Here is a 21,558-nt window from a genome sequence, read left to right as displayed (position 1 = left end):
AAGAACATGTTCCGGTCCTTCGCAGCCTCGGCGACAGAGGAGCACAAATACTTCCCGGTCTGGCCCCTAAGTTTCGACGCCAAGACCTACCTCGCCATCGACTACCGCTCGCCCACCAACTCCGTCCGTGAGCTGTCCGCCACGTTCCTGCTGGTGGAGAAGGCCAATCAGGCGTTCAGATGGACCGGCGACCGGGCCTAGCTCGACGACCCGGTGTTCTGGTCCTACTACCAGCACGCGACCGACGACTTCGTCACTTTGCACGACAGGCAGCTCCCAACGGTCGCGTAAAGGTCGCCGAGGGCACAGGCAAGGGCGTCTTCCAGGGCGCGGCCAGCTACAACGAGGTCAGCGGTGAGCCCCTGCCCGAGGCTGGCGACGCGATCGGCGCCCAGTACCAGGCGTACCCGGCCCTGGCCCAGCTCGCGCTCGACAAGCTCGACCTCAAGACTCACCCAAGGCGGCCAAGCAGGCCCGCGACCTCAAGGCGTACTTCAACCAGATCTGGAGCGTGCAGCCGGGCTCCGATGAGTTCGTCCGCGCGTACACGGTAGACGGACCACGCTGACCGGCTTCGGCAAGGAGAACAGCTGGTTCATGCCGATCAACTACCACCGGTTGAAGCCGGTGGTTTGCTCTCGCGGTCCCGTCTGGGTGAGGGGAGGCCGGTAGCGTGTGGCTGGTTGATGGCAGCCCAGCCCGCTGCGCCGCGTGTGGCGATGTTGCGGGCTGCGATGTGGTCGGCGTGCCCAGCGAGGCCGCACCGGGTGCAGGCGAACCGGCCCCGCGCCGGCCGGTTCGCCCTGGACACACACCCGCACCCCGGGCACGCCTGCGACGTATACGCAGGGTCGACCAAAACAAACGCGACCCCGGCACGGGCGGCCTTGTAGCGGGTGAACGTGATCTGCTGGGCGAACGTCCAGTTGTGCAGGGTGCGTCGCTGGAGCCGGTGAGCCCTGACCCGGCCGCGGATACCCTGGAGGTCTTCCAGGGCGATCCCGCGGCCGGTGCGTTCGGCTTCACGCACCACAAACGTGCTGATTTGGTGGTTGAGGTCGCTCATCATCCGGTGTTCACGCCCGGACAGGCGACGCAGCACCCGCCGCGCCGCCGAGGTGCCCTTCTTCTGCAGGCGGCGGCGTTGCCGGTGCCGTCGCTCCCGCAGGGTGCGCACGTGACCGTTACCGTCGATCGGCCCGGGCAAGGCGGGGCCGGGCAGCACCGCGCCGTCGCAGGTGACCGCCAGGTTCACCACTCCTTGATCCACCCCGAGAAAGCCGCCGACCGGCTCCCGCACCGCCGGTGCAGGCAGGGTGACGGCGACCTGCAGCAACCACACCCCGCGTCGGCAGATCAGATCAGCCTCTCCCACCGGCAGCACGTCCACGGCCTTGAGATCTTCCGGCCGACCGATGTAGGGCACGGCGACACGGCCGGTGGGAGTCCACAACGACACCGTCCGGGCATCACGATTCCAGCTCATCAGCCGGGCGTCGTAGGGGACAGCGCCGTGCGGGCGGAAGATGTGGGCGCGTTTCTTGCTGGCGCGCCGGCTGGCGTACGCGCCGGCGACCCGGGCGATCGCCCGCACCGCCGCCTGCGCGCCCAACCCGGCCACCTGCGCCCGCACCTCGTAATAGGCCAGCCGATGCAACTCCACCACCGCGAACACACGATGCTGCCAGGCCAGCCGGGACACGATGGTGGCCGCCTGATTGCACAGCAGCACCGCCGCGGCCAGCGCGTCGGCCTGAGCCGGGGCGGGCGTGAGCCGCAGCTGTACGACCGTGGGCAGGCCGTGGCGTTTGGTGGCGGAGCGGCGGATCGCCATCACGCACCTCCTGTCACAGCGCCCTCACCGACCGCACATGTTACCGAAGGTGACCGAGACTTTCCATACTGTTATCGAAAGGAGGGGTGGCGCTCCTCCCGGCCCTGAAGCTGAAGGACCGGGTCTCTGCGCCACCATTCAGATGAAAGGCATCATCGACGCCGGGCCGCGCCACGACGCCTACCTCGACTTCGTCGACGCCGAGGCGACCGGCGCGGGCCGGCCGGGCAACATCGAGGCGATCACGTACCTGCCCGACGCGTTCTTCCGGCACAACCGCGACGAGACCGCCTGGAAGTGGATGAGGTACGTCTACGAGCAGCGCGAGACCAGGCACGCCAACAGCCGCCAGGGACTGAACGGCGACTACCCGGAGGTGTCGTTCACCCTGGTCAGCCAGACCGTAGAGGGGCTCATGGGCATCCAGCCGGACGCGCCGCGGCACACCGTCGCCACCTAGTCGCGGCTGCCCGCCGACATCGGCTGGCTCCAGGTGGCCGGGGTGCCCGTGGGCGACGGCACGGTGACCGTACGGCACGACGGGCACACGTCCACGACCTTCACCAACGGCTCGCGTACGCCGCGCATCTGGGAGGCTCGCTTCGAGGGCGGGCGTCCGTGGCTGGAGGTCAACGGCCACCGCGTCCCGGGCCTGCCCAAGGTGATCGACGGAGTCAGGTACACCGTCGCCCTGGTGCCGGTGCCCGGCGGCCACACCGCCACCGTCAAGGTCATGAGCTGACCCGTTCTCAGAGTGCCGGCGCCGTCGACCCCCGTACGATCAGCTCGGTGGCGAGTTCGACGTGGTGAGAGTCGATCTTCTCCCCGGCCGCCAGTCGCAGCGCCGTACGCACGGCGACGCCGCCCATCTCGCGCAGCGGCTGGCGGACGGTGGTCAGCGGCGGTGAGGCCATCCGGGCGAGCTGGGTGTCGTCGAAGCCCACGATGCTGAGCTCCTCCGGGATGCGCAGGCCTCGCGCGCGGGCGGCCTCCATGATCCCGAGGGCCGTCTCGTCGCTGCCCCCGAAGATCGCCGTCGGCGTCTGGGCCAGGTCGAGCAGGGCCGCGCCGTTGACCACGCCGTCGTGGTAGCGGAAGTGCCCCGCCCGTACGTAGCCGGGGGGCACGGGCACCCCCGCCGCCTCCATGGCGGCGCGGTAGCCGTGCATTCGCGCCTGGTTGCAGGCCGCGGTCGCCGGCCCGCCGACGTAGGCGATGCGCCGGTGCCCCAGGGAGAGCAGGTGCTGGGTCGCGGCGAGGCCGCCGGCGAAGTTGGTGGAGCCGATGCTGGTCACGCGGGTGCGCGGCAGGTTCAGCGGGTCGATCAGGACCAGTGGCAGGCGGGCCCGGGACAGGGCGGCCAACTGCGGGGAGGTCAGTTCGCTGGTCACGGCGATCAGCGCCCGCCGCCCGGCGGAGATCAGGTCGCGCGCCCACGCGGCGGTACGGTCCTCACCCCGCCGGATGCTGAGGACGACCCCGACGCCGACCTCGGCCCCGGCTTCGACCGCGCCTTGGATGATCTCGGTGGAGTACGCGGTGAAGTCCGTGTCGAACTGCACTTCGATCGTGGCGCACGCGGTCGCCTCGACGCGGCGCGGTGCCGGGGCGACGTAGGCGTGCTGCTGCAGCAGCGACTGCACCAGCGAGCGGGTCGCCGGGGCGACGTCGCTGCGGCCGTTGAGCACCTTGGAGACGGTCGCGACGGACACGCCGGCCGAGGCCGCGACGGTGGCCAGCGTGGCCCGCCTAGGACTGTCCGGCATCTCGGCCCTCCTGTTCGCCCATGGCAGGGCTCACCTCCACGGGCGTGACGAGCCGCCGGCCCCGTCCGACGACCCGCAGCGGGCCGGTCAGCCGTACGACGGCGCGGCAAGGCAGGTCGGCCGCGGACGTGCCGACGAGCACCTCGAGGTCCCCGGGCTCGACGATCCGCCGCAGGTCACGGCCGGTGAAGGCGGTCCGGTCCGCGTGCACGCGGAACCGCACCTCCGCGCTCGTACCGGCCTCCAACCGCACCCGCGCGAACCCGGCCAACTGCCGCACCGGCCGGGTGACCTGGGCGAGAACGTCATGCAGGTACAACTGGACGACCTCCTCACCCGCTCTGCCACCGGTGTTCCGGACGCGGACCGACACGGTGAACTCGCCGTCGGTGGGCACCTCGGCGTCGCTGACGCGCAGGTCGCCGACCTCGAAGGAGGTGTAGGAGCTGCCGTATCCGAACGGGAACAGCGGCGTCGGGTCGAGGTTGCTGATGCCGTGGCTGTTCGCGCCCAGCGGCGGCTGCAGGTAGGTGCCCGGCTGCCCGCCCGGCCCGCGGGGGATCTGCACGGGCAGCTTGCCACCGGGCTGGACCCGGCCGGAGAGCACGCCGGCGATCGCCGCGGCGCCTTCCTCGCCGGGCATGAACGCCTGCACGAGCGCGGCGGCCCCGGCGTGCACCTCACCCAGCGCGTACGGACGGCCCGAGACGACGACCACGACGACCGGTGTCCCCGTGGCGGCGAGGCCGGCCAGCAGGTCCTCCTGCACCCCGGGCAGCCGGAGATCTTCGGCGTCGCAGCCCTCGCCCGAGGTCCCGTGCCCGAACAGGCCCGCCAGGTCGCCCACGACGGCGATGCACAGGTCCGCCTCGCGAGCCGCGGCCGTCGCGGCGGCGAAACCCGAGCGGTCCTCGCCCCGCACGTCGCAGCCGCGTTCGTGGACGATCTCGGCCTGCGGCAGCTCGGTCCGCAGGGCGTCGAGCAGGCTGGGCGCGTCGACGCCGAGCCCGAGGCCCGGGTAGCGGGGCAGGACGTGGTTGGGGAAGGCGTAGCACCCCATGAAGGCACGCGGCTCGGCCGCGGAGGGTCCGACGACCGCGATGCGGCGCGGCTCCGTTCCGTCCAGGGGCAGCGTGGTGCCGCCGTCGAGCAGGATGATGGACCGCTCGGCCAGCTCGCGGGCCAGCGCCCGGTTGGCCGGGGAGTCCAGGTCCACGGCGGCCGCCGCGGACACCGAGCCTTCGGGCGTCCAGTCCTGGTCGAGCAGCCCCTGTTCCGCCTTCTGGGTGAGCAGGCGGCGCGCCGCCCGGTCCACCAGGGATTCCGGCAGCTCGTCCCGCCGCACCCGCTCGACCAGGTGCCCGCCGAAGCCGAGGGTGTCGGGGAGTTCGACGTCGATGCCCGCGGTGAGCGCCAGGACGCCGGCCTCGCCGGTGTCGGCGGCGACCTCGTGCATGGTCGCGAGGAACGGGACGGCCCAGTAGTCCGAGACGACGGTCCCGGTGAATCCCCACTCCTCGCGCAGCAGGTCGGTCAGCAGCCAGGAGTCGGCCGCGGCCGGGACGCCGTCCACGTCGGAGTAGGAGTTCATCACCGAACGCGCGCCGCCCAGAACGATGGCCGTCTCGAACGGAGGCAGGATCATGTCCATCAGCTCGCGGCGGCCCATCGGGACGGGACCGTGGTTGCGGGCCGCGCGCGAGGCCGAGTATCCGGCGAAGTGCTTGAGGGTGGCGATGATCCCGGAGCTCTCCAGGCCACGGACATAGGCGGAGCCGAGCATCGAGACGAGATAGGGATCCTCGCCCATCGTCTCCTCGACCCGGCCCCAGCGGTAGTCACGCACGACGTCCAGCACGGGGGACAGGCCCTGGTGCACGCCCACGGCCCGCATGTCCCGCCCGATGGCGGCGGCCATCCGCTGCACGAGCTCGGGGTCGAACGTCGCGCCCCACGCGATCGCCGCGGGATAGACGGTCGCGCCGTAGGTCGTGAACCCGGTGAGGCACTCCTCATGCACCAGCGCCGGAACGCCGAGCCGGGAGCGTTCGACGACCACGTGCTGGAGCCGGACGACCTCCGCGGCGCCGTCCGGCGCGGTCACCGGCGCGCTGCCGAAGACGCGGGTCAGGTGACCGAGCCCGTGACGGCTCGCCTCCTCAAGGGGGATGGTCCCGGACGCGGCGAACACGTCCTGCATGGGAGCCACATTGATGCTCGCCTCAGGGTCGGGATCAGGCTGGTCGGTGACGCGCATGTCGTTGCCGACCCACCGGCTGCCGAGCTGGCCGACCTTCTCCTCCAGGGTCATCTCCGCAAGGAGGGCCTCGACGCGCTCGGCCACCGGCAGGGTCCGGTCCTGCCACGGGCGCAGGATCCGGTCCGCCGCGGGGGTCCGATCTACAGCTGTCATCTGGCGCTCTCCTTAGTCCCGCAATTGTTTCGCAATGTTTCGACGCCGTCGAATGATCTTTACGCGTAGGGGTCGCAGGCGGATTACTGGGTCTTGACACGTCAACAGCCGAAATCTAGATTGACGGCCGCGCGGTCATTTCGCAAATGTTTCGAGAACCTACTTATGGGCGGGTTGGAGGAGAGGCATCCGGGGGTGCTGATCCACGACCGCCGGCCACCGCATCCGATGATCAACGAGCCGCGGCGCAGCCCCCGGCATTCGAGTACGGAGATCAGCGTGGAGTCCAGGAACACCTCTCGCCGCACCTTCCTCAGCCTCTCGATGGGCCTGCCCCTGGGCGCCGCGCTCGCCGCCTGCGGCAGCTCCGGCCCGACCCGCCCCGGTACCGCCAGCGGTGGTGGCGCCAAGGCCACTTATTGGTATCTCTCCACACAGCCGCAGGAAGGCATCCGCACCGCCGCCATGGAGCGGTTCAACAAGGCCAACCCCAACGGCCAGATCACCGGGACGACCTTCCAGAACGACGCCTTCAAGACGAAGATCAAGACGGCGATCGGGGCCGGCCAGGCGCCCACCATCATCTGGGGCTGGGGTGGCGGCGGCCTGCGCAGCTACGTACAGGCCGGCCAGGTCGAGGACCTCACGTCGTGGTTCGGGCAGAACGCCGCGGTCAAGGACCGGTTGTTCCCGTCCTCGTTCGGGGCCGCGACGGTGGACGGCAAGATCTACGCGATGCCGTGCGAGACCGTGCAGCCGATCGTCCTGTACTACAACAAGAAGCTCTTCGAGCAGATCGGCGCCCAGCCGCCCCAGTCATGGGGCGACATCATGGACCTGGTGCCCAAGTTCAACGCCAAGGGCATCGCGCCGTTCTCCCTCGGCGGGCAGTCCCGCTGGACGAACATGATGTGGCTGGAGTTCCTCTTCGACCGCATCGGCGGCTCCGAGGTGTTCCAGGCCGTGTTCGACGGTCAGAAGGACGCCTGGTCCAACCCGGCCGCCATCGACGCCCTGACCAAGATGCAGGCCCTGATCAAGGCCAACGGGTTCATCAAGGGCTTCTCCTCGATCACCGCTGACTCCAACGCCGACCAGGCGCTGCTGTACACCGGCAAGGCCGCGATGATGCTCCACGGCGGCTGGACGTACGGGAGCATGTCCGCCGACGGCGGCGACTTCGTCTCCGGTGGCAGCCTCGGCTACATGAACTTCCCGCCGGTCGACGGCGGCAAGGGCGATCCCAGCGACACGGTCGGCAACCCCGGCCAGTACATGTCGATCTCCTCCAAGGCGAGCCCGGAGCAGAAGGAGATCGCCAAGAAGTTCTTCGCCTCGGTGCTCTCGGACGAAGAGGTCAAGGCGTGGGTCGGCGTCGGTTCGGTGCCGATCGTCAAGGGCGCTGACAGTGCGTTCGGCTCCTCGAAGGACGCGGAGTGGCTGAAGTTCGTCTACGGCATCGCCAGCAATGCCAAGACGTTCGCCCAGTCCTGGGACCAGGCGCTCAGCCCCACGGCGGCTGAGGTGCTGCTCGACAACATCGCCAAGCTGTTCCAGCTGTCGATCTCGCCGCAGCAGTTCACGTCGAACATGAACGCGGTCATCGGCAAGTGACCGCGCTCCCGACCTCCCACGGGCGAGGGACGCCGCAGGCCGACACGCGAGGGGCCCGCAACGGGTCCCTCGCGTGGCTGACCGTTCCGGCTCTGGTGTTCTTCGTCGGCTTCGGGGTCGTCCCGCTGCTCGGGGTCCTCATGCTCAGCTTCACCACCTGGGACGGGATCGGCGACATCCACTTCTCGGGCTTCACCAGCTGGCAGGCCGTCCTCGCCGACCCCGGCCTGCCGCACGCGCTGTATGTGACGTTCCTGATCATGGCCCTGTCCTGGTTGGTGCAGACACCGGCGAGCATCCTGCTCGGGGTGTTCCTGGCCGGCGCCCAGCGCTACCGCGCGCTGCTGTCGGTGCTGTACTTCATCCCGCTCCTGCTCAGCTCGGCGGCCATCGCCATCACCTACAAGGCGCTGCTCGACCCCAACTTCGGGCTCGGCGCCGGACTGAAGATCGGGCTGCTCACCCAGGACTGGCTCGGCCGGCCCGTCCTCGCCGTCGGCGTCGTGGTCTTCGTGGTGTCCTGGCAGTTCATCCCGTTCCACTCGCTGATCTATCAGGGCGGCGTACGGCAGATCCCGCGGTCGATGTACGAGGCCGCCGAGCTGGACGGCGCGGGGCGGATCCGCAAGTTCTTCAGTATCACCTTGCCGCAGCTGAAGTACACGATGATCACGTCCTCGACCCTCGTGGTCGTCGGCTCGCTGACCTTCTTCGACCTGATCTTCGTGCTGACCGCGGGCGGTCCGGGCGACGCCACCCGGGTGCTCGCCCTGGACATGTACAAACGGGGATTCCAAGCCAACCTCATGGGCCCGGCCAGCGCGATCGCCCTCATCCTCGTCTTCGTGGGCCTCGCCCTCTCGCTGCTGCTCCGCCGGATCGGCGGCGGCAAGTCCGACACCAGCCAGTTGGAAGGGGCCTGACATGGGGACGACCCTGACCACACGCCCTGCGCGGACCAGCGCCCAGCAACCCCGGCACGAACGCCGCACGGTCGCCCGCCACTGGAACTGGCTGGGCGGCGTGACCGGGTGGCTCTGGCTGGTGATCGTGGTGGTGCCCATCTACTGGATCGTCATCACCAGCTTCAAGACACAGAGCAACTACTACGCGACCAACCCGCTGGCGCCGCCGGCGGAGCCGACCCTGGCCAGCTACCGGATGGTCATCGAGTCCGACTTCGTGCAGTACTTCGTCAACAGCCTCATCGTCACCATCGGCGCGGTGGTCCCCGCGGTGACCGTCTCCTTCATGGCGGCCTTCGCGATCGTGCGGGGCGGCTCCGGCCGGTATCTCCGGTCGGTGAACTCCTTGTTCCTCATGGGCCTGGCCATCCCCCTGCAGGCGACGGTCATCCCGATCTACCTGATCATCATCCGGCTGCACCTCTATGACACCCTGCTGGCGATGATCCTGCCGTCGATAGCCTTCGCGATCCCGCTGTCGGTGCTGGTCCTGTCCAACTTCATCCGCGACGTCCCCAAGGAGTTGTTCGAGTCGATGCGGCTGGACGGCGCCAGCGAGTGGGGGACACTCTGGCGCCTGGCGTTCCCCCTGTCCCGGCCGGCCGTGGTGACGGTGACGATCTACAACGCCCTGACGATCTGGAACAACTTCCTGCTGCCGCTGATCCTCACGCAGAGCCCTGACAAGCGGACCCTGCCGCTGGCTCTCTGGTCCTTCCAGGGCCAGTACAGCATCAACGTGCCGGCGGTGCTCGCCTCGGTCGTCCTCACCACCCTGCCGATCCTGACCCTGTACGTGGTGGGCCGCCGCCAGCTCCTCAGCGGCCTGATGGCCGGGTTCGGCAAGTGACCATCACTTTTTGTCCGGCGCGCGGCGCGTCCAGGAACTGCGCGATCCGCGCCGCGCCGGTGTGGGCGAGCCAGGTGCGGAAGTCCAGCAGCCCGGGGTGCAGCCGGCGGGCGAGGGAGATGTCGGCGCGGTAGCCGCGTTCGTTGAGCCACTCGCAGGCGTACCCGACATCCTCGCCGGCCTGCCGGATCACCGCGAAGGCCCGCGCGGTGAACAGGCCGAGGTCGTCCATCGCCACTTGCTCACCACGTTCACCGGCAGTACCTCGCTGTCGTGCCGGCCCGCGCCGGTGCGGCCGCCGGGTCTCGGGTCGGCGCCCGGACCCGTCAGCCGTCGGCGAGCAGTCGCTTCGTCACCGCGCGGCCCTGCAGGCCGGTCGCCCCCACCACCAGGCCCCCGTTTTCTGTGGCGTTACAATATGGAGGACCACCCCATTTGGCACCCCGCTGGAGGAACCCGTGTCCTACCCCAGCACCGGACGGTCGCCCCGCGCTGACGCGCGCCGCAACCACGACCGGATCCTCGCCGCGGCCGGAGCCGCCATCGCCCAGTACGGGGCCGAGGCCTCCCTGGAGGAGATCGCCCGGCGCGCCGGGGTCGGCTCGGCAACCTTGCACCGGCACTTCCCTTCGCGTCAGGCGCTGTTGGAGGCCGTCTTCCGGGACCGGGTGGCCGAGCTCTGCGCGAAGTCGCGGGACCTGGCCGCCGACCTCGACCCCGGGCCCGCGCTGGTCGCCTGGCTCCGTGCCGTCGCCGCGCACGCCACCGCCAACCGGGGGCTGGCGGCGTCACTGATCCGCGGCGCCCGCGAGGGCGACCCGGCCTGGGGCGCCACCTGTCACACCATGATCGTGAACGCCGGCGACGAACTCCTCGCGAGCGCGCGCCGGGCAGGCGCCGTACGCTCCGACATCGCCATCGCCGATCTGCTCAAACTCGTCAACGCCATCTCCCTGGCCGTCGAACAGGAACCCGACGGCACGGCCGAGGCGGACCGGCTGCTCGCCCTCGCCATCGATGGCGTGCACCTGCGGAAAGATGCGCGCCAGGACCTCATTCCGGATGCCGGACTGGAATTGCGGTAAACTTAAGTGACCGAGGACATCTCGTGCGTTGGCATTCAGGTCAGCGTCGCCCACGGCGATCGACCATTCGCGGGTTCATTCGAGGCCTGGGCAGGCCCGGCCACCATGACGCCAACGCGGGAGAACATCATGACCATCACTCACACCATCCCGCTTCCCAGGGCCGGCCGAAAATCGGCCGAGACCACGGTCCACCTGGCCGGCGAGATCGACATCTTCACCAGCAAGGCGCTGCGCCAGAGCCTGATGGGCGCGCTGCTGACCAGCACCAGCACGCTCATCATCGACCTGTCGGAGGTGTCGTTCTGCGACACCGTCGGCCTGGGCGTCCTGGTCGGCATCCAGCACCGGGCCCGGGCGCAGGGCGTCACACTCGTCCTGGCCGGTCCACGCCCGCACATGATCAGCCTCCTGCACGTGTCCGGCCTGGACCGCAGCCTGCCGATTGCGCTGTGACCCGCTACGCGCAAGGGGCCACCGAAGTCGGTGGCCCCCGTTGTGTCAGTCGGCGAGGTAGCTGATCGACTGGACGTCGTACCCTCGGTTGACCGAGCCCTTCAAGTGCATCAGCATGGCGCCGCCATCGTAGGAATAGGCGCAGGAATAGCCCTTCGTCTCCTTCGTGCAGCCCTGGAAGTAGTACGTCACGCCCTTGGGGTCGTACTTGGTGCGGAAGAGCCTGGTGACCACCTTCTGGGTGGCGACCTCGAGGCCGAGGTTGCGGTCGCCCTTCTGCCACGCCGTGAGCAGGTGCTTGGCAACCACCGCCGGCTTGGTTATGAGGCGCGACTGGTAGACCGTGGTCACCTTCGACCCGGAGACGATCATGAGCAGGCCGTTGAGCCCGCCCGGCACCCGGACGCTGGTGTGGATGAACCGGCACGTGTTGCCCGCACAGCCCGCGAACTCGTCGGGTGCGCGGTAGACGTACGAGAAGATCGACTTGACCGCCGAAGGCGTGGCCACCTTCGCGGCCGCCGCGCGGTCGCGCCGCAGCCATGCGTGGAACAACGTGTTGGACACCTTCGCCGGAGTGGCCGCCGGGGCCGCCGTGTTCGCGTTCGCGCTCGCCGGAGAGGATGTGACCAGCAGCGCGGCGACCGCGGTCGCCGCGCCCGCACCGAATAACCATCGTCGTGACATACCGGGACGCTAACGACACCCGCTTGCACAGAGGTTGACGCGCGCTTGGTGGGAGAGCACGGCCATCATCCGCGGGTGGGTCGCGGAGCGAGCCAGTGGCGGGTGAGGTCGCGGATGGCTTGGCGCCATGGCTGGGGTTGGTCGCCGGAGGAGATCGCGTCCCCGGCACTGTGCAGGATGGCGAACAGGAAGGTGGCCGCGATCTCGGGGGATACGGGGCGGAAGACGCCCTCTGCCACGCCGCGGTCCAGCACCCTCGCGATGGCCGTGATGATATCGAGGCTGTCGTCGACGGGCGGGCTGACGGCCGTGTGAAAGATGGCCTGGTGCAGGCCGCCGGGCTGGGCGATGGAGTTGAGGGCGGCATCGCATTCGGCGTCGACGGTGGCCCACCAGTCGATCGGGTCGGTGGTTTCGGCGAGTTGCCGGAACCGGTCCACGTAGTTGCGCAGGACCCGGTCCCGTACGGCGACCAGCATCTCTTCCCAGGAGGAGAAGTAGACGTAGAAGGTCCCCTTGGCCGAACCCGCTTCAGCCGTCACGGCCTGGACCCAGTTGGTCACTTGCTGGCCGGACTCCAGGAGCCGGATGGCGGCGTCGATCAGCTCGCCGCGCCTGGCCTCGGGAGAAAGACGCCGACGACTCCTGGAAGTGACCACGGCGACAGGCTAACCGAACGTCAGCGGCAAGTCAGACCGCGCCTCTGTGGGAGATGCGGAGTTCGCTGACTCCGCGCAGGTTGAGGTGCTCGCGGTAGGGCGGCGGGTCGGCGATGAGCCGGGGATCCTGGACGCGTCGGGCGAATCCGGCCAGGGCCAGGCGGCCTTCCAGCCTGGCCAGCGGCGCGCCGAGGCAGAAGTGCGGGCCGAAACCGAAGGACAGGTGACGCGCCTGGGTGCGGTGCGGGTTGAAGCTGTCCGGGTCCGGATTCGCTTCCGGGTCCCGTTGGGCTGAGGCCAGCAGGAGGATGATCATGCTGAGCTTGGGGACGTCCACCTCTCCGATGCGCATGTCCTCGGCGGCGATTCGGGCGGTGAGCTGGACAGGCGGGTCATAGCGCAGAATTTCCTCGACGACCGCGGGTGCCAGGTTCGGATCGGCGCTGAGCGCGGTGAGGTGGCGGGGGTGGCGTAGGAGGGTCAGCACGCCGTTGGCGATGAGGTTGACCGTCGTTTCGTGGCCGGCCACCAGCAGCAGCACGATGGTGGAGACGAGTTCGTCGTGGCTGAGCGCGTCCGCGCCGTCCTTGGCCGCGAGGAGGTCGGAGATCAGGTCGTCCTGGCGTGGGCTCGTGCGCCTTTCGGCGATGAGCTCGTTGACGTACCTATGCATTTCGGTCATTCCAGGCACCCACTCCGGCGTCTCGCCGTCGCTGCCGGTGGCCGACAGGCCGTCCACCAGGCGGGTGAGCTGGGCGGACCACCGCTGGAACAGCGGCTCGTCCGCCACCGGGACGCCGAGCATGCGGCAGATCACCGCCACCGGCAGCGGGTAGGCGAAGTCGTGGAGCACGTCGAACGTGTCACGTTCTAACGCCCGGTCGAGGAGATCGTCTACCAACCGGGTGATGTACGGCTCCATCCGGGCGACGGTGCGGGCGGTGAACGCGCTGCTGGCCAGCCGCCGCAACCGCGTGTGGTCCGGCGGATCCTGGGAGAGGAACCAGGGCTGGTGCACCGAAGACGGCGCGTCGGGGGGATAGAGGAGGTCCGCCTGGTCGCCGCCGCGCCGCCAGCGCTCCGCGCTGAGTCGCGGGTCCCGGAGCAAGGTCTCGCACTCGTGGTATCCGGCCACCACCAAGGTCGTCATCTCCTCGATCCACACCGGGCCGCCGAGGTCGCGGAGATCGGCATAGATCGGGTACGGGTCGGCTCTCGACGCCGGGTCGAGCAACTTGCCGATCAGCTGAGAGCCGGACATTTTCTTGTCGTGCGCCTCTGACATCTACGCTCCCTGGGTGCGTGGTTAATGACCTCAGGTCATTAGTAATTGACCTGAGGTCAATATGTCAAGGTGGCGCGGTCGCAGGAGTGGAAGGAGGGCGCTACGTACGATGGCGGTCGCCGCCGCGCTGGTGCTGGCGGCGGCGACCGCCATGATCATTCGCGCCGGCGATCCCGGCTGAGCGAGGAGCCCGCACGGCTCCCCGCTCAGGGCTACGGGGTCAGCGGACGGAGACGTCGTTGAAGACGTTGATGGCGCCGTCACCGTGGTTCGCCGACTTCGCGACGATGTCGGTGGGGGCGTTGTTGGCGAAGGCGCGGTGGCTGTAGGCGCCGATGATGTAGCCCCAGCCCCGGCTCAGCTGCAGGTCTTGCAGCCAGGGGCCGCCGCTGGCGCCGTGGTGCATGTCGCAGTTGATCTGGATCAGGTCGTCGAAGGTGCCGACGCGGCTGGTGTTGCCGAAGCAGTACCACAGGTCGTTGCCGGTGAAGTCGGTGCGCTGGTAGCCGTCCTGCGGGAAGCCGAAGGTGTTGACGCCGGTCCACGCCTGGCCCTGGTTGAACTTGTAGCCCTGCGAGCCCGTCCAGTCCTGCAGGTTGCCGTGGGCGGGTTGCGCGTTGAACGCGATGGCGGCGACGTCATAGTGCAGGTTGCCGCTGTTCTGCCAGCCGACGGTGGTGTTGGCGTACTTCCATGTCCACCGGCCCCACGGCTCAAGGTTGTTGTCGGCGTCGGGGACGAAGATGAAGTTGCTGAAGTAGTTGCCGGAGCCGCCGCCTCCGGCGTGGATGCAGTGGCCGGCCGTCCACACCGTGCCCCTGTTGCCGGCGTTGATGACACTGCCGCTGCAGTAGCCGCCGGTGCCGTTGTTGCGCGTGTAGTAGATCTTGCCGATGGTGATGGCGGGCATGCTGTACTGCCGCCCCCAGCGTTCGGCGCGCTGGCCGGCCAGCAGGCCGGTCTTCGGGCTCGCCGGCGGGCTGAGCTTCCTCGTGGGCAGCGAGCCCTCGGAAGCCTTGCCCGGCAGGACGTTCTCGACCTGCTCCTGAGCCTGCTTGGCGTCCATCACCGGCACCGGTTCCGGTGTGGCCGCGCTCATGCGTTCCTTGGTCCAGAAGTCGAGCAGGCTCTGGGCGCGGGCCTTGTTCGCCACCCCCGTCGCCGGGGCGGATGGCTTCTCCGCCGCGGCGGACGCCTGTGTGGAGGCGGTCGCGCTCATCCCCGAGACGGCCAGCAACGTGGCTAAGACGATTGCGGCGTGCCTTGAGCGTGGCTGCATGATCTTCCTTTCTGAAAGCGAATTCGACGAACTTTTACATATTGAGTACGGATTCGCCGGTTGGGAAGAGTAATGTCCTTGATTTTTGCGGGCGAATTGGCCCTTTGCGCGCCACGTGATAGGGAAAGACGATCGGCAGGGGTTATCGACGCATGTCAAGTGAATTTCTGCCGTCTTGGTATTACGGCTGAGCTCTATAGCGGGTGCTCGTCAGGTGTGCCTGAGAAGGGCATTTTCCTGGTCGGATAGGGTACCCATCGGCGGGTTATGGGTCCGAGCGCGATGGGATAAGTCCGGCGCGATTATGCGCTCGGTGCCGTCTCGGGCGCTGCCATATGGGGGATAAGAGCTAGCCTGTTATCCCGTAATTGACGTAGTCGCCCGGTCGGCCAGCGACCTCCGAGGGGCGTCAGGAGTGGACGGCGCGGATCTCCGTGACGGTGAACTCGTCGACGATGTGCTGGTTCTGCAGCAGGAACCCGACCATGCCCGCCACCGCCTCCGAACCCAGACCGGCCCGTATCTGTCCGCTCAGGAGGTAGACCAGGGGAGTCGACGGCTGGTCGAGCGCGAAGCGGCGGCCATGGCGGTGCACGTCGTGCAGGGCCCTGATCGGGATGGGCCGCGCCGAGGTGAACCAGACCGCGACCTCCCACAGTGGCAACGCCGGATCGGCGTCGGCCGAGAACTCATAGCACGCGACGCATCCGTGCCCGGCGTGCTGCCCGTGCGGGCAGGTCCATTGGGCGATGTCGGCCCTGCTCTGATCGTGGCTGCTCAGGATCGCCGACTCGGTCACGCGACGGCGCGCCGATCGCGGCGGGTCTCCGAAAGGGGGAGAGTAGTCGTTGGCGATGATCGGGTCCCTTCACTGCCACATTCCGATCTATCGAGACTAGCTCCCGGGCGACCACATCACCCCACCGCACGGCGCCGCCACGCCCGCGGGCACGACCAGGTCGAAACCCTGCTCGCCGCCTGCCCGCGGGCGTGACCGGCCTTCACCGCGTCGGCGTCTCAGTCCGTCGAGAGGGGTCGCCGGCTCTCCAGGTCGGGCAGGAGCACCGTGCTCTCCTGCTCGCGCGGGTCGGTGCGGGCGAGGACCACTTCGGCGGGCTGACTGTCACTGAGGTTCACGGGCATGTGCGGGGTGCTGGCGGGGATGTAGATGAACTCCCCTTGGCGTGCTTCGAGGTAGTGCTGCAGGTCGTCGCCGTACCAGGCGCCGACGGCTCCCTTGATGACGTAGATGGCGGTCTCGTGATGGTCGTGCTTGTGGGCTCGGCCACTGCCGGAGGGAGGGATGGTCTGCAGGTGCATGCAGATGTTGCGCGCGCCCACGGTCTCGGCGGCGATGCCGGCGAAGAACTGGAGGTGCTGTTTGCCCTCGTACATCAGGGCGGAACGGATGACTCGGCAGTGGCCGTCCGGCTGCGGGGGGTGCTCCACGTCTCCTCCTCAGAGTCGGCCGAAGATCAGGTTGCCGGGCGCGTCCGGGTCGGTGCTGTGGTAGAAGTCGCGCTGCGCGGCGTGGATCTCGCTGATGTCGAGCTGCCCGCTGCCGTCGGTGTCGAGCCGGTCGAACACCTCGCGCCGCTCGTCGTCGGGCAGGGAGGAGATGCCGGGGATGGCGGCGAACTCCTGGAAGGAGATCTGGCCGTCGCCGTCGGTGTCGCAGACGGTGAGGACGGACTCCGCGATCCGACCGGCCGTCGCCGCGTAGCCGCTCGTGCGGAACTCCTCCCCGGTGAGGTAGGCGGTGAACTCCGCGCGCGTGAGCTGCCCGTCGCTGTCGCTGTCGGCGCTGTGGATCAGGGCGTTCCACATGCTCGCGTAGGCGGCCACCACGTCCCGGCCTTTGGCGGAGTCGATCGGCACGCCGAACGCCGCCAGGAATCTCGTGGCCGCGATCTGGAAGTCGTCCCTGGTGAGCACATTGTCGGCGTCGGCGTCGAACAAGGTGAATCTCTTGTCGAATTTCCGGGCGAGAACGTCGGGTACGGCGAAGGACACGGCTCTCCTCCATGGGGTGGGGTGTATGGGCACCCGCACACTAACACTACTTAAAGTTATCAACAATTACCCTTTGTGATTGACCCAGCGCTCTCGCCCACCCGTGCCCATCTCCAAGGGTTGGGTGGCATGATCATGGCGATGCGCCTTGGCGGTTTCAAGGAGGTTGCCTTAATAAGGCAGGCGACTTAGGGTGAGTCGGGTCAAGTTCCCGAGCTGGAGGACACGATGACTGCTGAGGCGATCCCAGACTTTCCCTTCGATCGGGCCACGGCCCTGGAGCCTCCGTCGGAGCTGGCCGAGCTCCGTGAGCAGTGCCCGGTGGCGCACGTCCGGCTGCCCAGCGGGGACACCGCCGCCCTGGTGACCCGCTATGACGACGCCAGAGCGGTGATGGCGGACCCGCGTTTCAGCCGCAACCTTCGCAGAGAGGGCGCCGCCCGGCTGTCCACCACGAAGGACGGCGGGCTGTTCAGCCGGCGCCGGATGGGCAGCGAGGACATCAGCGAAGGGCAGGGGCACCTGCGATGGCGGCGGCTGCTCAGCCGCTCGTTCACGGTCCGCCGGATGGAGGTGTGGCGTCCCAGGATCCAGGCGATGACCGACGAACTGCTGGACTCCCTCGTGGCCAAGGGTTCCCCGGGGAACCTGTCGGCCGGGCTGGGCCTGCCGCTGCCGGTGCGCGTCATCTGCGCGCTGGTCGGAGCGCCCAGCGAGGATCAGGACAAGTTCGCCCACTGGTCGCGCACCATGCTGACCCTGACGCGTAACACCCAGGAAGAGGTCGACGAGGCGTACCAGGGCTTCAACGAGTACGTCTCAGACCTGGTCGACCGGAACCGGGCGAACCCGGGAGACGACCTGCTCAGCGAGCTGACGCAGATCTCCGACAGCGAGGACGGCCGCCTCAGCCATGCCGAGCTCATCGCCACCGTACGCGGGCTGCTGCTCGCCGGGCATGAGACGACCTCCAACATGATCGCGATCATGGCGGCGATGCTGCTCTCCGAGCGCGAGCGCTTCGAGGCGGTCATCGACGACCCCGAGCTGATCCCGGGCACGGTCGAGGAGGTTCTGCGTCTGGACAGCACGCTGTCCGCGATCGGCGGGGTGCCCCGGTTCATCACCGAGGGCGTGAACCTGAGCGGAGTGGAGGTGCCCGCGGGGACGACCGTGATCCCCAACACGCCCTCCGCCAACCGGGACCCGCGCAAGTTCCCCGAGCCCGAGCGGTTCGACCCGCGCCGGGAGAACAACCAGCACCTCACTTTCGGCGCCGGCCCGCACTTCTGCCTCGGCCAGCCCCTGGCCAGGATGGAACTCCAGGTCGTGCTGGGCACCCTGGCCCGGCGGCTGCCGAGCCTGCGGCTGCGGGACGCCCCCGAGGACCTTCAGCTCCGTACTGGAGGGATCTCCGGCGGGCTGCAGGACGTCTGGGTCACCTGGTGACCGGGATCATGAAGGTCAGCGTCGATCAGGACCTGTGCTGCGCCAGCGGGTTGTGCGTGATGAAGGCCGACCGGGTCTTCGACCAGCGCGAGGAGGACGGCGTCGTCATCGTGCTGGACGAGGCGCCACCGCTGGATCAACACGAGGCGGTCCGCGCCGCCGCCGCGGCGTGCCCCACCTTGGCCATCCAGTTGTCGGAGTGACGTCAGGGCGACTCCGGCGCGCTGACCGGGGCCAGCCACAGCCCGGTTATCGCGTCGATCAGCCCGGTCGCGGCGCCGTCCCATGTCGGGTGCGGCGTGGCCGTGCCCTCGTGCAGCGCGCGTTCCCGCTCGGCGCACATGTGCACCAGCAGGTGGCGGATCATGTCGCTGCGTTCGCGTCGTACCTGCTCGGGCAGGGCGGGTACGAGCCGGGAGATCCCCTCGAGGGTCTGCCGCAGCGACGGCGAGGTGATCGTGTCGTCGGTGACGAGCTGGCGGAGGGCGGGGTCGGTGGTGATCTGGGCGGCGAACCGGGCATACCAGGTCGGATTGCCCAGGTCGGCGAGGTGGCCGGTGACAGGGCGTACGAGGCAGGCGATCCACTCGTGCAGGCCGGACGCCTCGGTGAGCGTCGCGAGCATCTCGGCGCGGCGCCGCTCCATCGGCGCGGAGTGCCGGCGGACGATCGCGAGCACCACATCGGTCTTGGTGCCGATGTGGTATCCGACCGCGGAGTTGTTGGCCTGTCCCGCCGCCTCGCTGATCTGCCGGCTGGACACGGCGGCCACGCCGTGCTCGGCGAACAGCCGCTCGGCGGTCGTCAGGAGCAGCTCGCGGGTCTCGCCGCCGCGATCGGGCCTGGTCGTGGTCACCATCACCTTCCCACGGTAGTGGCAGCAACCTAGAGTGACCGCCTCGATTAAGTCAACTGCTTGACTCGATTGAGGCGGTCACCTTACGGTTATCCTGGCCGCCGCCTGATTCCGCAGATCACCGAGTGGACCGCGTACCCCATTCCGCAACGATCGAGACAGGACGTCGATGACGACGGTGGTCCCCGGGACCCAGAAACAGGCGCCGAGCAGTGGCCTGACAGTGGCCGTGCTGGCGTTCGCCGGCATCGTGGTCGCGCTCATGCAGACCCTGGTCATACCGCTGATCCCGCAGCTCCCCACGCTGCTGCACGCCTCCCCGTCGAACACTTCATGGGCCATCACCGCCACCCTGCTGGCCGGCGCCGTGGCCACTCCGGTGTTCGGGGGGCTGGGCGACATGTTCGGCAAGCGGCGCATCTTGGTGCTCTGCCTGGGGCTGCTGGTGGTCGGGTCGGTCGTCTGCGCGCTCAGCGACTCGCTGACCCCGATGATCGTGGGCCGGGCCCTGCAGGGCGCGGCGGCCGGTGTCATCCCGCTGGGCATCAGCATCATGCGTGACGAACTACCCGCCGAGAAGCTCGGTTCGGCGATCGGGCTGATGAGCTCCTCGCTGGGCGTGGGCGGCGCGCTGGGTCTGCCCAGTGCCGCGCTCCTCGCGGAGCACATCGGCTGGCATGTGCTGTTCTGGGTCTCGGCGGGGCTCGGTGCCGTGGTCGCCGTCCTGGTGGTGGCCGTGGTGCCGGAGTCGCCGCTTCGCTCTGGTGGCCGCTTCGACGTGCTCGGGGCGGTCGGGTTGTCGGCCGGACTGGTGTGCCTGCTGCTGCCGATCTCCAAGGGCGGCGACTGGGGGTGGACGAGCGGCACCGTTCTGGGGCTGTTCGCCGCCGCCGTGGTCATCCTGCTGCTGTGGGGCCGGTGGGAGCTGCGGTCCCCGCGACCGCTGGTAGACCTGCGGATCACCGTCGGCCGCCGGGTGCTGCTGACGAACCTCGCCTCCGTCATGGCCGGCTTCTCGATGTTCGCGATGTCGCTGGTGCTGCCGCAGGTGCTCGGGATGCCGAAGGCCACGGGATACGGCCTCGGTCAGTCGCTGCTGGTGATCGGCCTGTGCATGGCGCCGGGCGGGCTGGTGATGATGGCCACGTCGCCGTTCGCGGCGCGCCTGTCGGCCGCGCGGGGCCCGAAGGTGTCGCTGATGGCGGGCGCGTTGGTGATCGCCATCGGGTACGGCCTGGGCGTCGTGCTCATCGGCGCGGTCTGGGAGATCATCGTGTTCACCTGCGTCATCAGCGCCGGGGTCGGCATCGCGTACGCCGCGATGCCCGCGCTGATCATGTCGGCGGTGCCCGCGTCGGAGACCGGCGCCGCCAACGGGCTGAACGCCCTCATGCGGTCGATCGGCACCTCCACCTCCAGCGCGGTGATCTCGGTCGTGCTGGCCAACATGGTCACCCGCTTCGGCCCCGTCGAACTGCCGTCCCTCAACGGCTTCCGGGTCGCCATGCTCATCGGCTGCGGCGCCGCGCTGGCCGCGTTCCTGATCGCCGCGTTCATCCCTGGTCGGCGCGATGCGGGTAGCCTGGCCTCGGTGGCGGCTGATGCCGCCTCCAGCGCGCGGTGAACTAGAACGAGGTCAGGGAACGGTCATGAAGGTCAGTGCTGGATGACACTCTCCGAGACGGCCGCCACGATCTCTCCCCGCTCCGCACTCGCCAGGGACAAGCTGATGCACACCGCGGAGCGGCTCTACGCGGAGCACGGGTTCGCGAACGTGTCGATCAGGAGGATCGGCGAGGAGGCGGGCCAGCGCAACAAGTCGGTGGTGCAGTATCACTTCAGCACCCGCGACGAACTCATCCACGCGATCCTGGCCCGCCACATGGCCGCCATCGAGAAGCACCGCATCTCGATGGTGGCCGCGCTCGGCGAGCCGGGCGCGTTGTCCCTCCGGGACTGGATCGCCTGCGTCGTCCAGCCGAGCATCGAACACCACATCGACCTGGGCACGCCGTCCTGGTACGGCCGTTTCCTGGCGCAGACCGTGGTGGAGCCCACTCTGCGCGAGTACACGATCCAGGCGCACCTGAAGATGCCCTCGTTCCGCCGCATCGAAGAGCTCGGTTACCCGTACGGGCCTGACAAGGATCGCGAGCTGGTCGTCCAGCAGGGCGCGATGATCCGGCAGCTCATCGTCCATATGAGCGCCGAACTGGAAGCCGAACTGGCCAACGGCCGAGCCGACCACGCGGCCGCGGAGCGGTCCTGGCGCCGGTTGGGGGACAACCTGATCACGGCCATCTACGGGCTCAGCTCCTCCTTGCTGGGAGAGCGCCGCTAGAGATCG

At 68.9% G+C, this 21,558-nt stretch carries 24 protein-coding genes; 12 read left to right on the top strand and 12 right to left on the bottom strand.

All coding sequences use genetic code 11. The features are described 5' to 3' along the window. Window positions 1–6: 6 nt before the first annotated feature. Window positions 7–201: a hypothetical protein gene (locus AB0B91_RS21560; protein ID WP_358322128.1), complete on the top strand. Its 195-nt coding sequence runs from the start codon at window positions 7–9 to the stop codon at window positions 199–201. Window positions 202–604: 403 nt separating this feature from the next. Here the strand turns inward: AB0B91_RS21560 and AB0B91_RS21555 are convergent, their stop codons facing one another. Then, entirely contained in the window at window positions 605–1,834 is a 1,230-nt protein-coding gene (locus tag AB0B91_RS21555) for a transposase (RefSeq protein WP_358322125.1), read from the bottom strand. Window positions 1,835–1,976: 142 nt separating this feature from the next. On the opposite strand from AB0B91_RS21555, the gene AB0B91_RS21550 reads away from it, so the two are divergent. Together AB0B91_RS21550 and AB0B91_RS21545 are read left to right on the top strand one after the other, a co-directional pair. Next, window positions 1,977–2,294: a hypothetical protein gene (locus AB0B91_RS21550; protein ID WP_358322122.1), complete on the top strand. Its 318-nt coding sequence runs from the start codon at window positions 1,977–1,979 to the stop codon at window positions 2,292–2,294. A 42-nt stretch (window positions 2,295–2,336) separates the two neighbouring features. Continuing rightward, the gene (locus tag AB0B91_RS21545) at window positions 2,337–2,576 is read left to right on the top strand and encodes a hypothetical protein (RefSeq protein WP_358322119.1); all 240 of its coding nucleotides are present in this window, start codon (window positions 2,337–2,339) and stop codon (window positions 2,574–2,576) included. 7 nt (window positions 2,577–2,583) lie between these two features. Here AB0B91_RS21545 and AB0B91_RS21540 read toward each other — a convergent pair whose 3' ends face one another. After that, the gene (locus AB0B91_RS21540; RefSeq protein ID WP_358322116.1) at window positions 2,584–3,600 is read right to left on the bottom strand and encodes a substrate-binding domain-containing protein; all 1,017 of its coding nucleotides are present in this window, start codon (window positions 3,598–3,600) and stop codon (window positions 2,584–2,586) included. Continuing rightward, on the bottom strand, window positions 3,584–6,013 hold the full coding sequence (locus tag AB0B91_RS21535) for a glycoside hydrolase family 3 N-terminal domain-containing protein (RefSeq protein WP_358322113.1): 2,430 nt from the start codon (window positions 6,011–6,013) through the stop codon (window positions 3,584–3,586). Before AB0B91_RS21535 ends, AB0B91_RS21540 begins: the two co-directional genes overlap by 17 nt. Window positions 6,014–6,208: 195 nt before the next feature. Here AB0B91_RS21535 and AB0B91_RS21530 point away from each other — a divergent pair, with 195 nt between their 5' ends. Genes AB0B91_RS21530 through AB0B91_RS21520 form a run of 3 tightly spaced genes read left to right on the top strand, consistent with a single transcriptional unit; the run spans window position 6,209 to window position 9,442 of the window. Then, entirely contained in the window at window positions 6,209–7,627 is a 1,419-nt protein-coding gene (locus AB0B91_RS21530) for an extracellular solute-binding protein (RefSeq protein WP_358322110.1), read from the top strand. Beyond that, window positions 7,624–8,550, top strand: coding sequence for a sugar ABC transporter permease (locus AB0B91_RS21525; RefSeq protein WP_358322107.1), 927 nt, complete (start codon window positions 7,624–7,626; stop codon window positions 8,548–8,550). Before AB0B91_RS21530 ends, AB0B91_RS21525 begins: the two co-directional genes overlap by 4 nt. A 1-nt stretch (window position 8,551) precedes the next feature. After that, the gene (locus AB0B91_RS21520; RefSeq protein ID WP_358322104.1) at window positions 8,552–9,442 is read left to right on the top strand and encodes a carbohydrate ABC transporter permease; all 891 of its coding nucleotides are present in this window, start codon (window positions 8,552–8,554) and stop codon (window positions 9,440–9,442) included. Here the strand turns inward: AB0B91_RS21520 and AB0B91_RS21515 are convergent. Next, window positions 9,411–9,680 (bottom strand): hypothetical protein, encoded by a 270-nt coding sequence (locus AB0B91_RS21515; protein ID WP_358322101.1) that lies wholly within the window; start codon window positions 9,678–9,680, stop codon window positions 9,411–9,413. The genes AB0B91_RS21520 and AB0B91_RS21515 overlap by 32 nt on opposite strands. Window positions 9,681–9,900: 220 nt before the next feature. On the opposite strand from AB0B91_RS21515, the gene AB0B91_RS21510 reads away from it, so the two are divergent. Together AB0B91_RS21510 and AB0B91_RS21505 are read left to right on the top strand one after the other, a co-directional pair. Further along, window positions 9,901–10,527, top strand: a complete 627-nt coding sequence (locus AB0B91_RS21510; protein WP_358322098.1) for a helix-turn-helix domain-containing protein — start codon at window positions 9,901–9,903, stop codon at window positions 10,525–10,527. Window positions 10,528–10,656: 129 nt separating this feature from the next. Next, the gene (locus AB0B91_RS21505) at window positions 10,657–10,983 is read left to right on the top strand and encodes an STAS domain-containing protein (protein ID WP_358322095.1); all 327 of its coding nucleotides are present in this window, start codon (window positions 10,657–10,659) and stop codon (window positions 10,981–10,983) included. A gap of 45 nt (window positions 10,984–11,028) precedes the next feature. Here AB0B91_RS21505 and AB0B91_RS21500 read toward each other — a convergent pair whose 3' ends face one another. The 7 genes from AB0B91_RS21500 to AB0B91_RS21470 form a co-directional block, all read right to left on the bottom strand. Continuing rightward, window positions 11,029–11,670: a hypothetical protein gene (locus tag AB0B91_RS21500; protein WP_358322092.1), complete on the bottom strand. Its 642-nt coding sequence runs from the start codon at window positions 11,668–11,670 to the stop codon at window positions 11,029–11,031. A gap of 65 nt (window positions 11,671–11,735) precedes the next feature. Continuing rightward, a complete protein-coding gene (locus tag AB0B91_RS21495) occupies window positions 11,736–12,329 on the bottom strand; it encodes a TetR/AcrR family transcriptional regulator (protein WP_358322089.1) in 594 nt (197 codons plus the stop codon). Between the two features lie 31 nt (window positions 12,330–12,360). Continuing rightward, window positions 12,361–13,614, bottom strand: a complete 1,254-nt coding sequence (locus AB0B91_RS21490; protein ID WP_358322086.1) for a cytochrome P450 — start codon at window positions 13,612–13,614, stop codon at window positions 12,361–12,363. Window positions 13,615–13,834: 220 nt separating this feature from the next. Continuing rightward, entirely contained in the window at window positions 13,835–14,893 is a 1,059-nt protein-coding gene (locus tag AB0B91_RS21485; protein WP_358322083.1) for a hypothetical protein, read from the bottom strand. Window positions 14,894–15,302: 409 nt separating this feature from the next. After that, window positions 15,303–15,692, bottom strand: a complete 390-nt coding sequence (locus tag AB0B91_RS21480) for a hypothetical protein (protein WP_358322080.1) — start codon at window positions 15,690–15,692, stop codon at window positions 15,303–15,305. Between the two features lie 218 nt (window positions 15,693–15,910). Beyond that, window positions 15,911–16,342 carry a cupin domain-containing protein gene (locus AB0B91_RS21475; RefSeq protein ID WP_358322077.1) on the bottom strand — a complete coding sequence of 144 codons (432 nt, stop codon included), beginning with the start codon at window positions 16,340–16,342 and terminating at the stop codon, window positions 15,911–15,913. Window positions 16,343–16,351: 9 nt separating this feature from the next. Further along, window positions 16,352–16,906 (bottom strand): EF-hand domain-containing protein, encoded by a 555-nt coding sequence (locus AB0B91_RS21470; RefSeq protein WP_358322074.1) that lies wholly within the window; start codon window positions 16,904–16,906, stop codon window positions 16,352–16,354. A gap of 228 nt (window positions 16,907–17,134) precedes the next feature. On the opposite strand from AB0B91_RS21470, the gene AB0B91_RS21465 reads away from it, so the two are divergent. Together AB0B91_RS21465 and AB0B91_RS21460 are read left to right on the top strand one after the other, a co-directional pair. Next, the gene (locus AB0B91_RS21465) at window positions 17,135–18,355 is read left to right on the top strand and encodes a cytochrome P450 (RefSeq protein ID WP_358322071.1); all 1,221 of its coding nucleotides are present in this window, start codon (window positions 17,135–17,137) and stop codon (window positions 18,353–18,355) included. Beyond that, complete coding sequence (locus AB0B91_RS21460) at window positions 18,352–18,558, top strand: ferredoxin (protein ID WP_358322068.1); 207 nt, start codon at window positions 18,352–18,354, stop codon at window positions 18,556–18,558. Before AB0B91_RS21465 ends, AB0B91_RS21460 begins: the two co-directional genes overlap by 4 nt. 2 nt (window positions 18,559–18,560) lie before the next feature. On the opposite strand, the gene AB0B91_RS21455 is transcribed toward AB0B91_RS21460, so the two are convergent. Beyond that, the gene (locus tag AB0B91_RS21455; protein WP_358322216.1) at window positions 18,561–19,214 is read right to left on the bottom strand and encodes a TetR/AcrR family transcriptional regulator; all 654 of its coding nucleotides are present in this window, start codon (window positions 19,212–19,214) and stop codon (window positions 18,561–18,563) included. Window positions 19,215–19,380: 166 nt separating this feature from the next. On the opposite strand from AB0B91_RS21455, the gene AB0B91_RS21450 reads away from it, so the two are divergent. Beyond that, window positions 19,381–20,835, top strand: a complete 1,455-nt coding sequence (locus AB0B91_RS21450) for an MFS transporter (RefSeq protein ID WP_358322066.1) — start codon at window positions 19,381–19,383, stop codon at window positions 20,833–20,835. Window positions 20,836–20,877: 42 nt separating this feature from the next. Continuing rightward, window positions 20,878–21,552, top strand: coding sequence for a helix-turn-helix domain-containing protein (locus AB0B91_RS21445; RefSeq protein WP_358322063.1), 675 nt, complete (start codon window positions 20,878–20,880; stop codon window positions 21,550–21,552). Window positions 21,553–21,558: the final 6 nt, after the last annotated feature.

This window comes from Nonomuraea sp. NPDC049141 (genome assembly GCF_040648415.1).
Classification (GTDB): domain Bacteria; phylum Actinomycetota; class Actinomycetes; order Streptosporangiales; family Streptosporangiaceae; genus Nonomuraea.
This window is presented reverse-complemented; position numbering and strand designations above follow the sequence as displayed.

Bases quoted from the DNA above. Each gene is read 5' to 3' on its own strand.
- AB0B91_RS21445 (WP_358322063.1), top strand. From the start codon at position 20,878: ATGACACTCTCCGAGACGGCCGCCACGATCTCTCCCCGCTCCGCACTC.
- AB0B91_RS21550 (WP_358322122.1), top strand. From the start codon at position 1,977: ATGAAAGGCATCATCGACGCCGGGCCGCGCCACGACGCCTACCTCGAC.
- AB0B91_RS21500 (WP_358322092.1), bottom strand. From the start codon at position 11,670: ATGTCACGACGATGGTTATTCGGTGCGGGCGCGGCGACCGCGGTCGCC.
- AB0B91_RS21505 (WP_358322095.1), top strand. From the start codon at position 10,657: ATGACCATCACTCACACCATCCCGCTTCCCAGGGCCGGCCGAAAATCG.
- AB0B91_RS21535 (WP_358322113.1), bottom strand. From the start codon at position 6,013: ATGACAGCTGTAGATCGGACCCCCGCGGCGGACCGGATCCTGCGCCCG.
- AB0B91_RS21520 (WP_358322104.1), top strand. From the start codon at position 8,552: ATGGGGACGACCCTGACCACACGCCCTGCGCGGACCAGCGCCCAGCAA.
- AB0B91_RS21485 (WP_358322083.1), bottom strand. From the start codon at position 14,893: ATGCAGCCACGCTCAAGGCACGCCGCAATCGTCTTAGCCACGTTGCTG.
- AB0B91_RS21490 (WP_358322086.1), bottom strand. From the start codon at position 13,614: ATGTCAGAGGCGCACGACAAGAAAATGTCCGGCTCTCAGCTGATCGGC.
- AB0B91_RS21465 (WP_358322071.1), top strand. From the start codon at position 17,135: ATGACTGCTGAGGCGATCCCAGACTTTCCCTTCGATCGGGCCACGGCC.
- AB0B91_RS21450 (WP_358322066.1), top strand. From the start codon at position 19,381: ATGACGACGGTGGTCCCCGGGACCCAGAAACAGGCGCCGAGCAGTGGC.
- AB0B91_RS21540 (WP_358322116.1), bottom strand. From the start codon at position 3,600: ATGCCGGACAGTCCTAGGCGGGCCACGCTGGCCACCGTCGCGGCCTCG.
- AB0B91_RS21560 (WP_358322128.1), top strand. From the start codon at position 7: ATGTTCCGGTCCTTCGCAGCCTCGGCGACAGAGGAGCACAAATACTTC.
- AB0B91_RS21455 (WP_358322216.1), bottom strand. From the start codon at position 19,214: ATGGTGACCACGACCAGGCCCGATCGCGGCGGCGAGACCCGCGAGCTG.
- AB0B91_RS21555 (WP_358322125.1), bottom strand. From the start codon at position 1,834: ATGGCGATCCGCCGCTCCGCCACCAAACGCCACGGCCTGCCCACGGTC.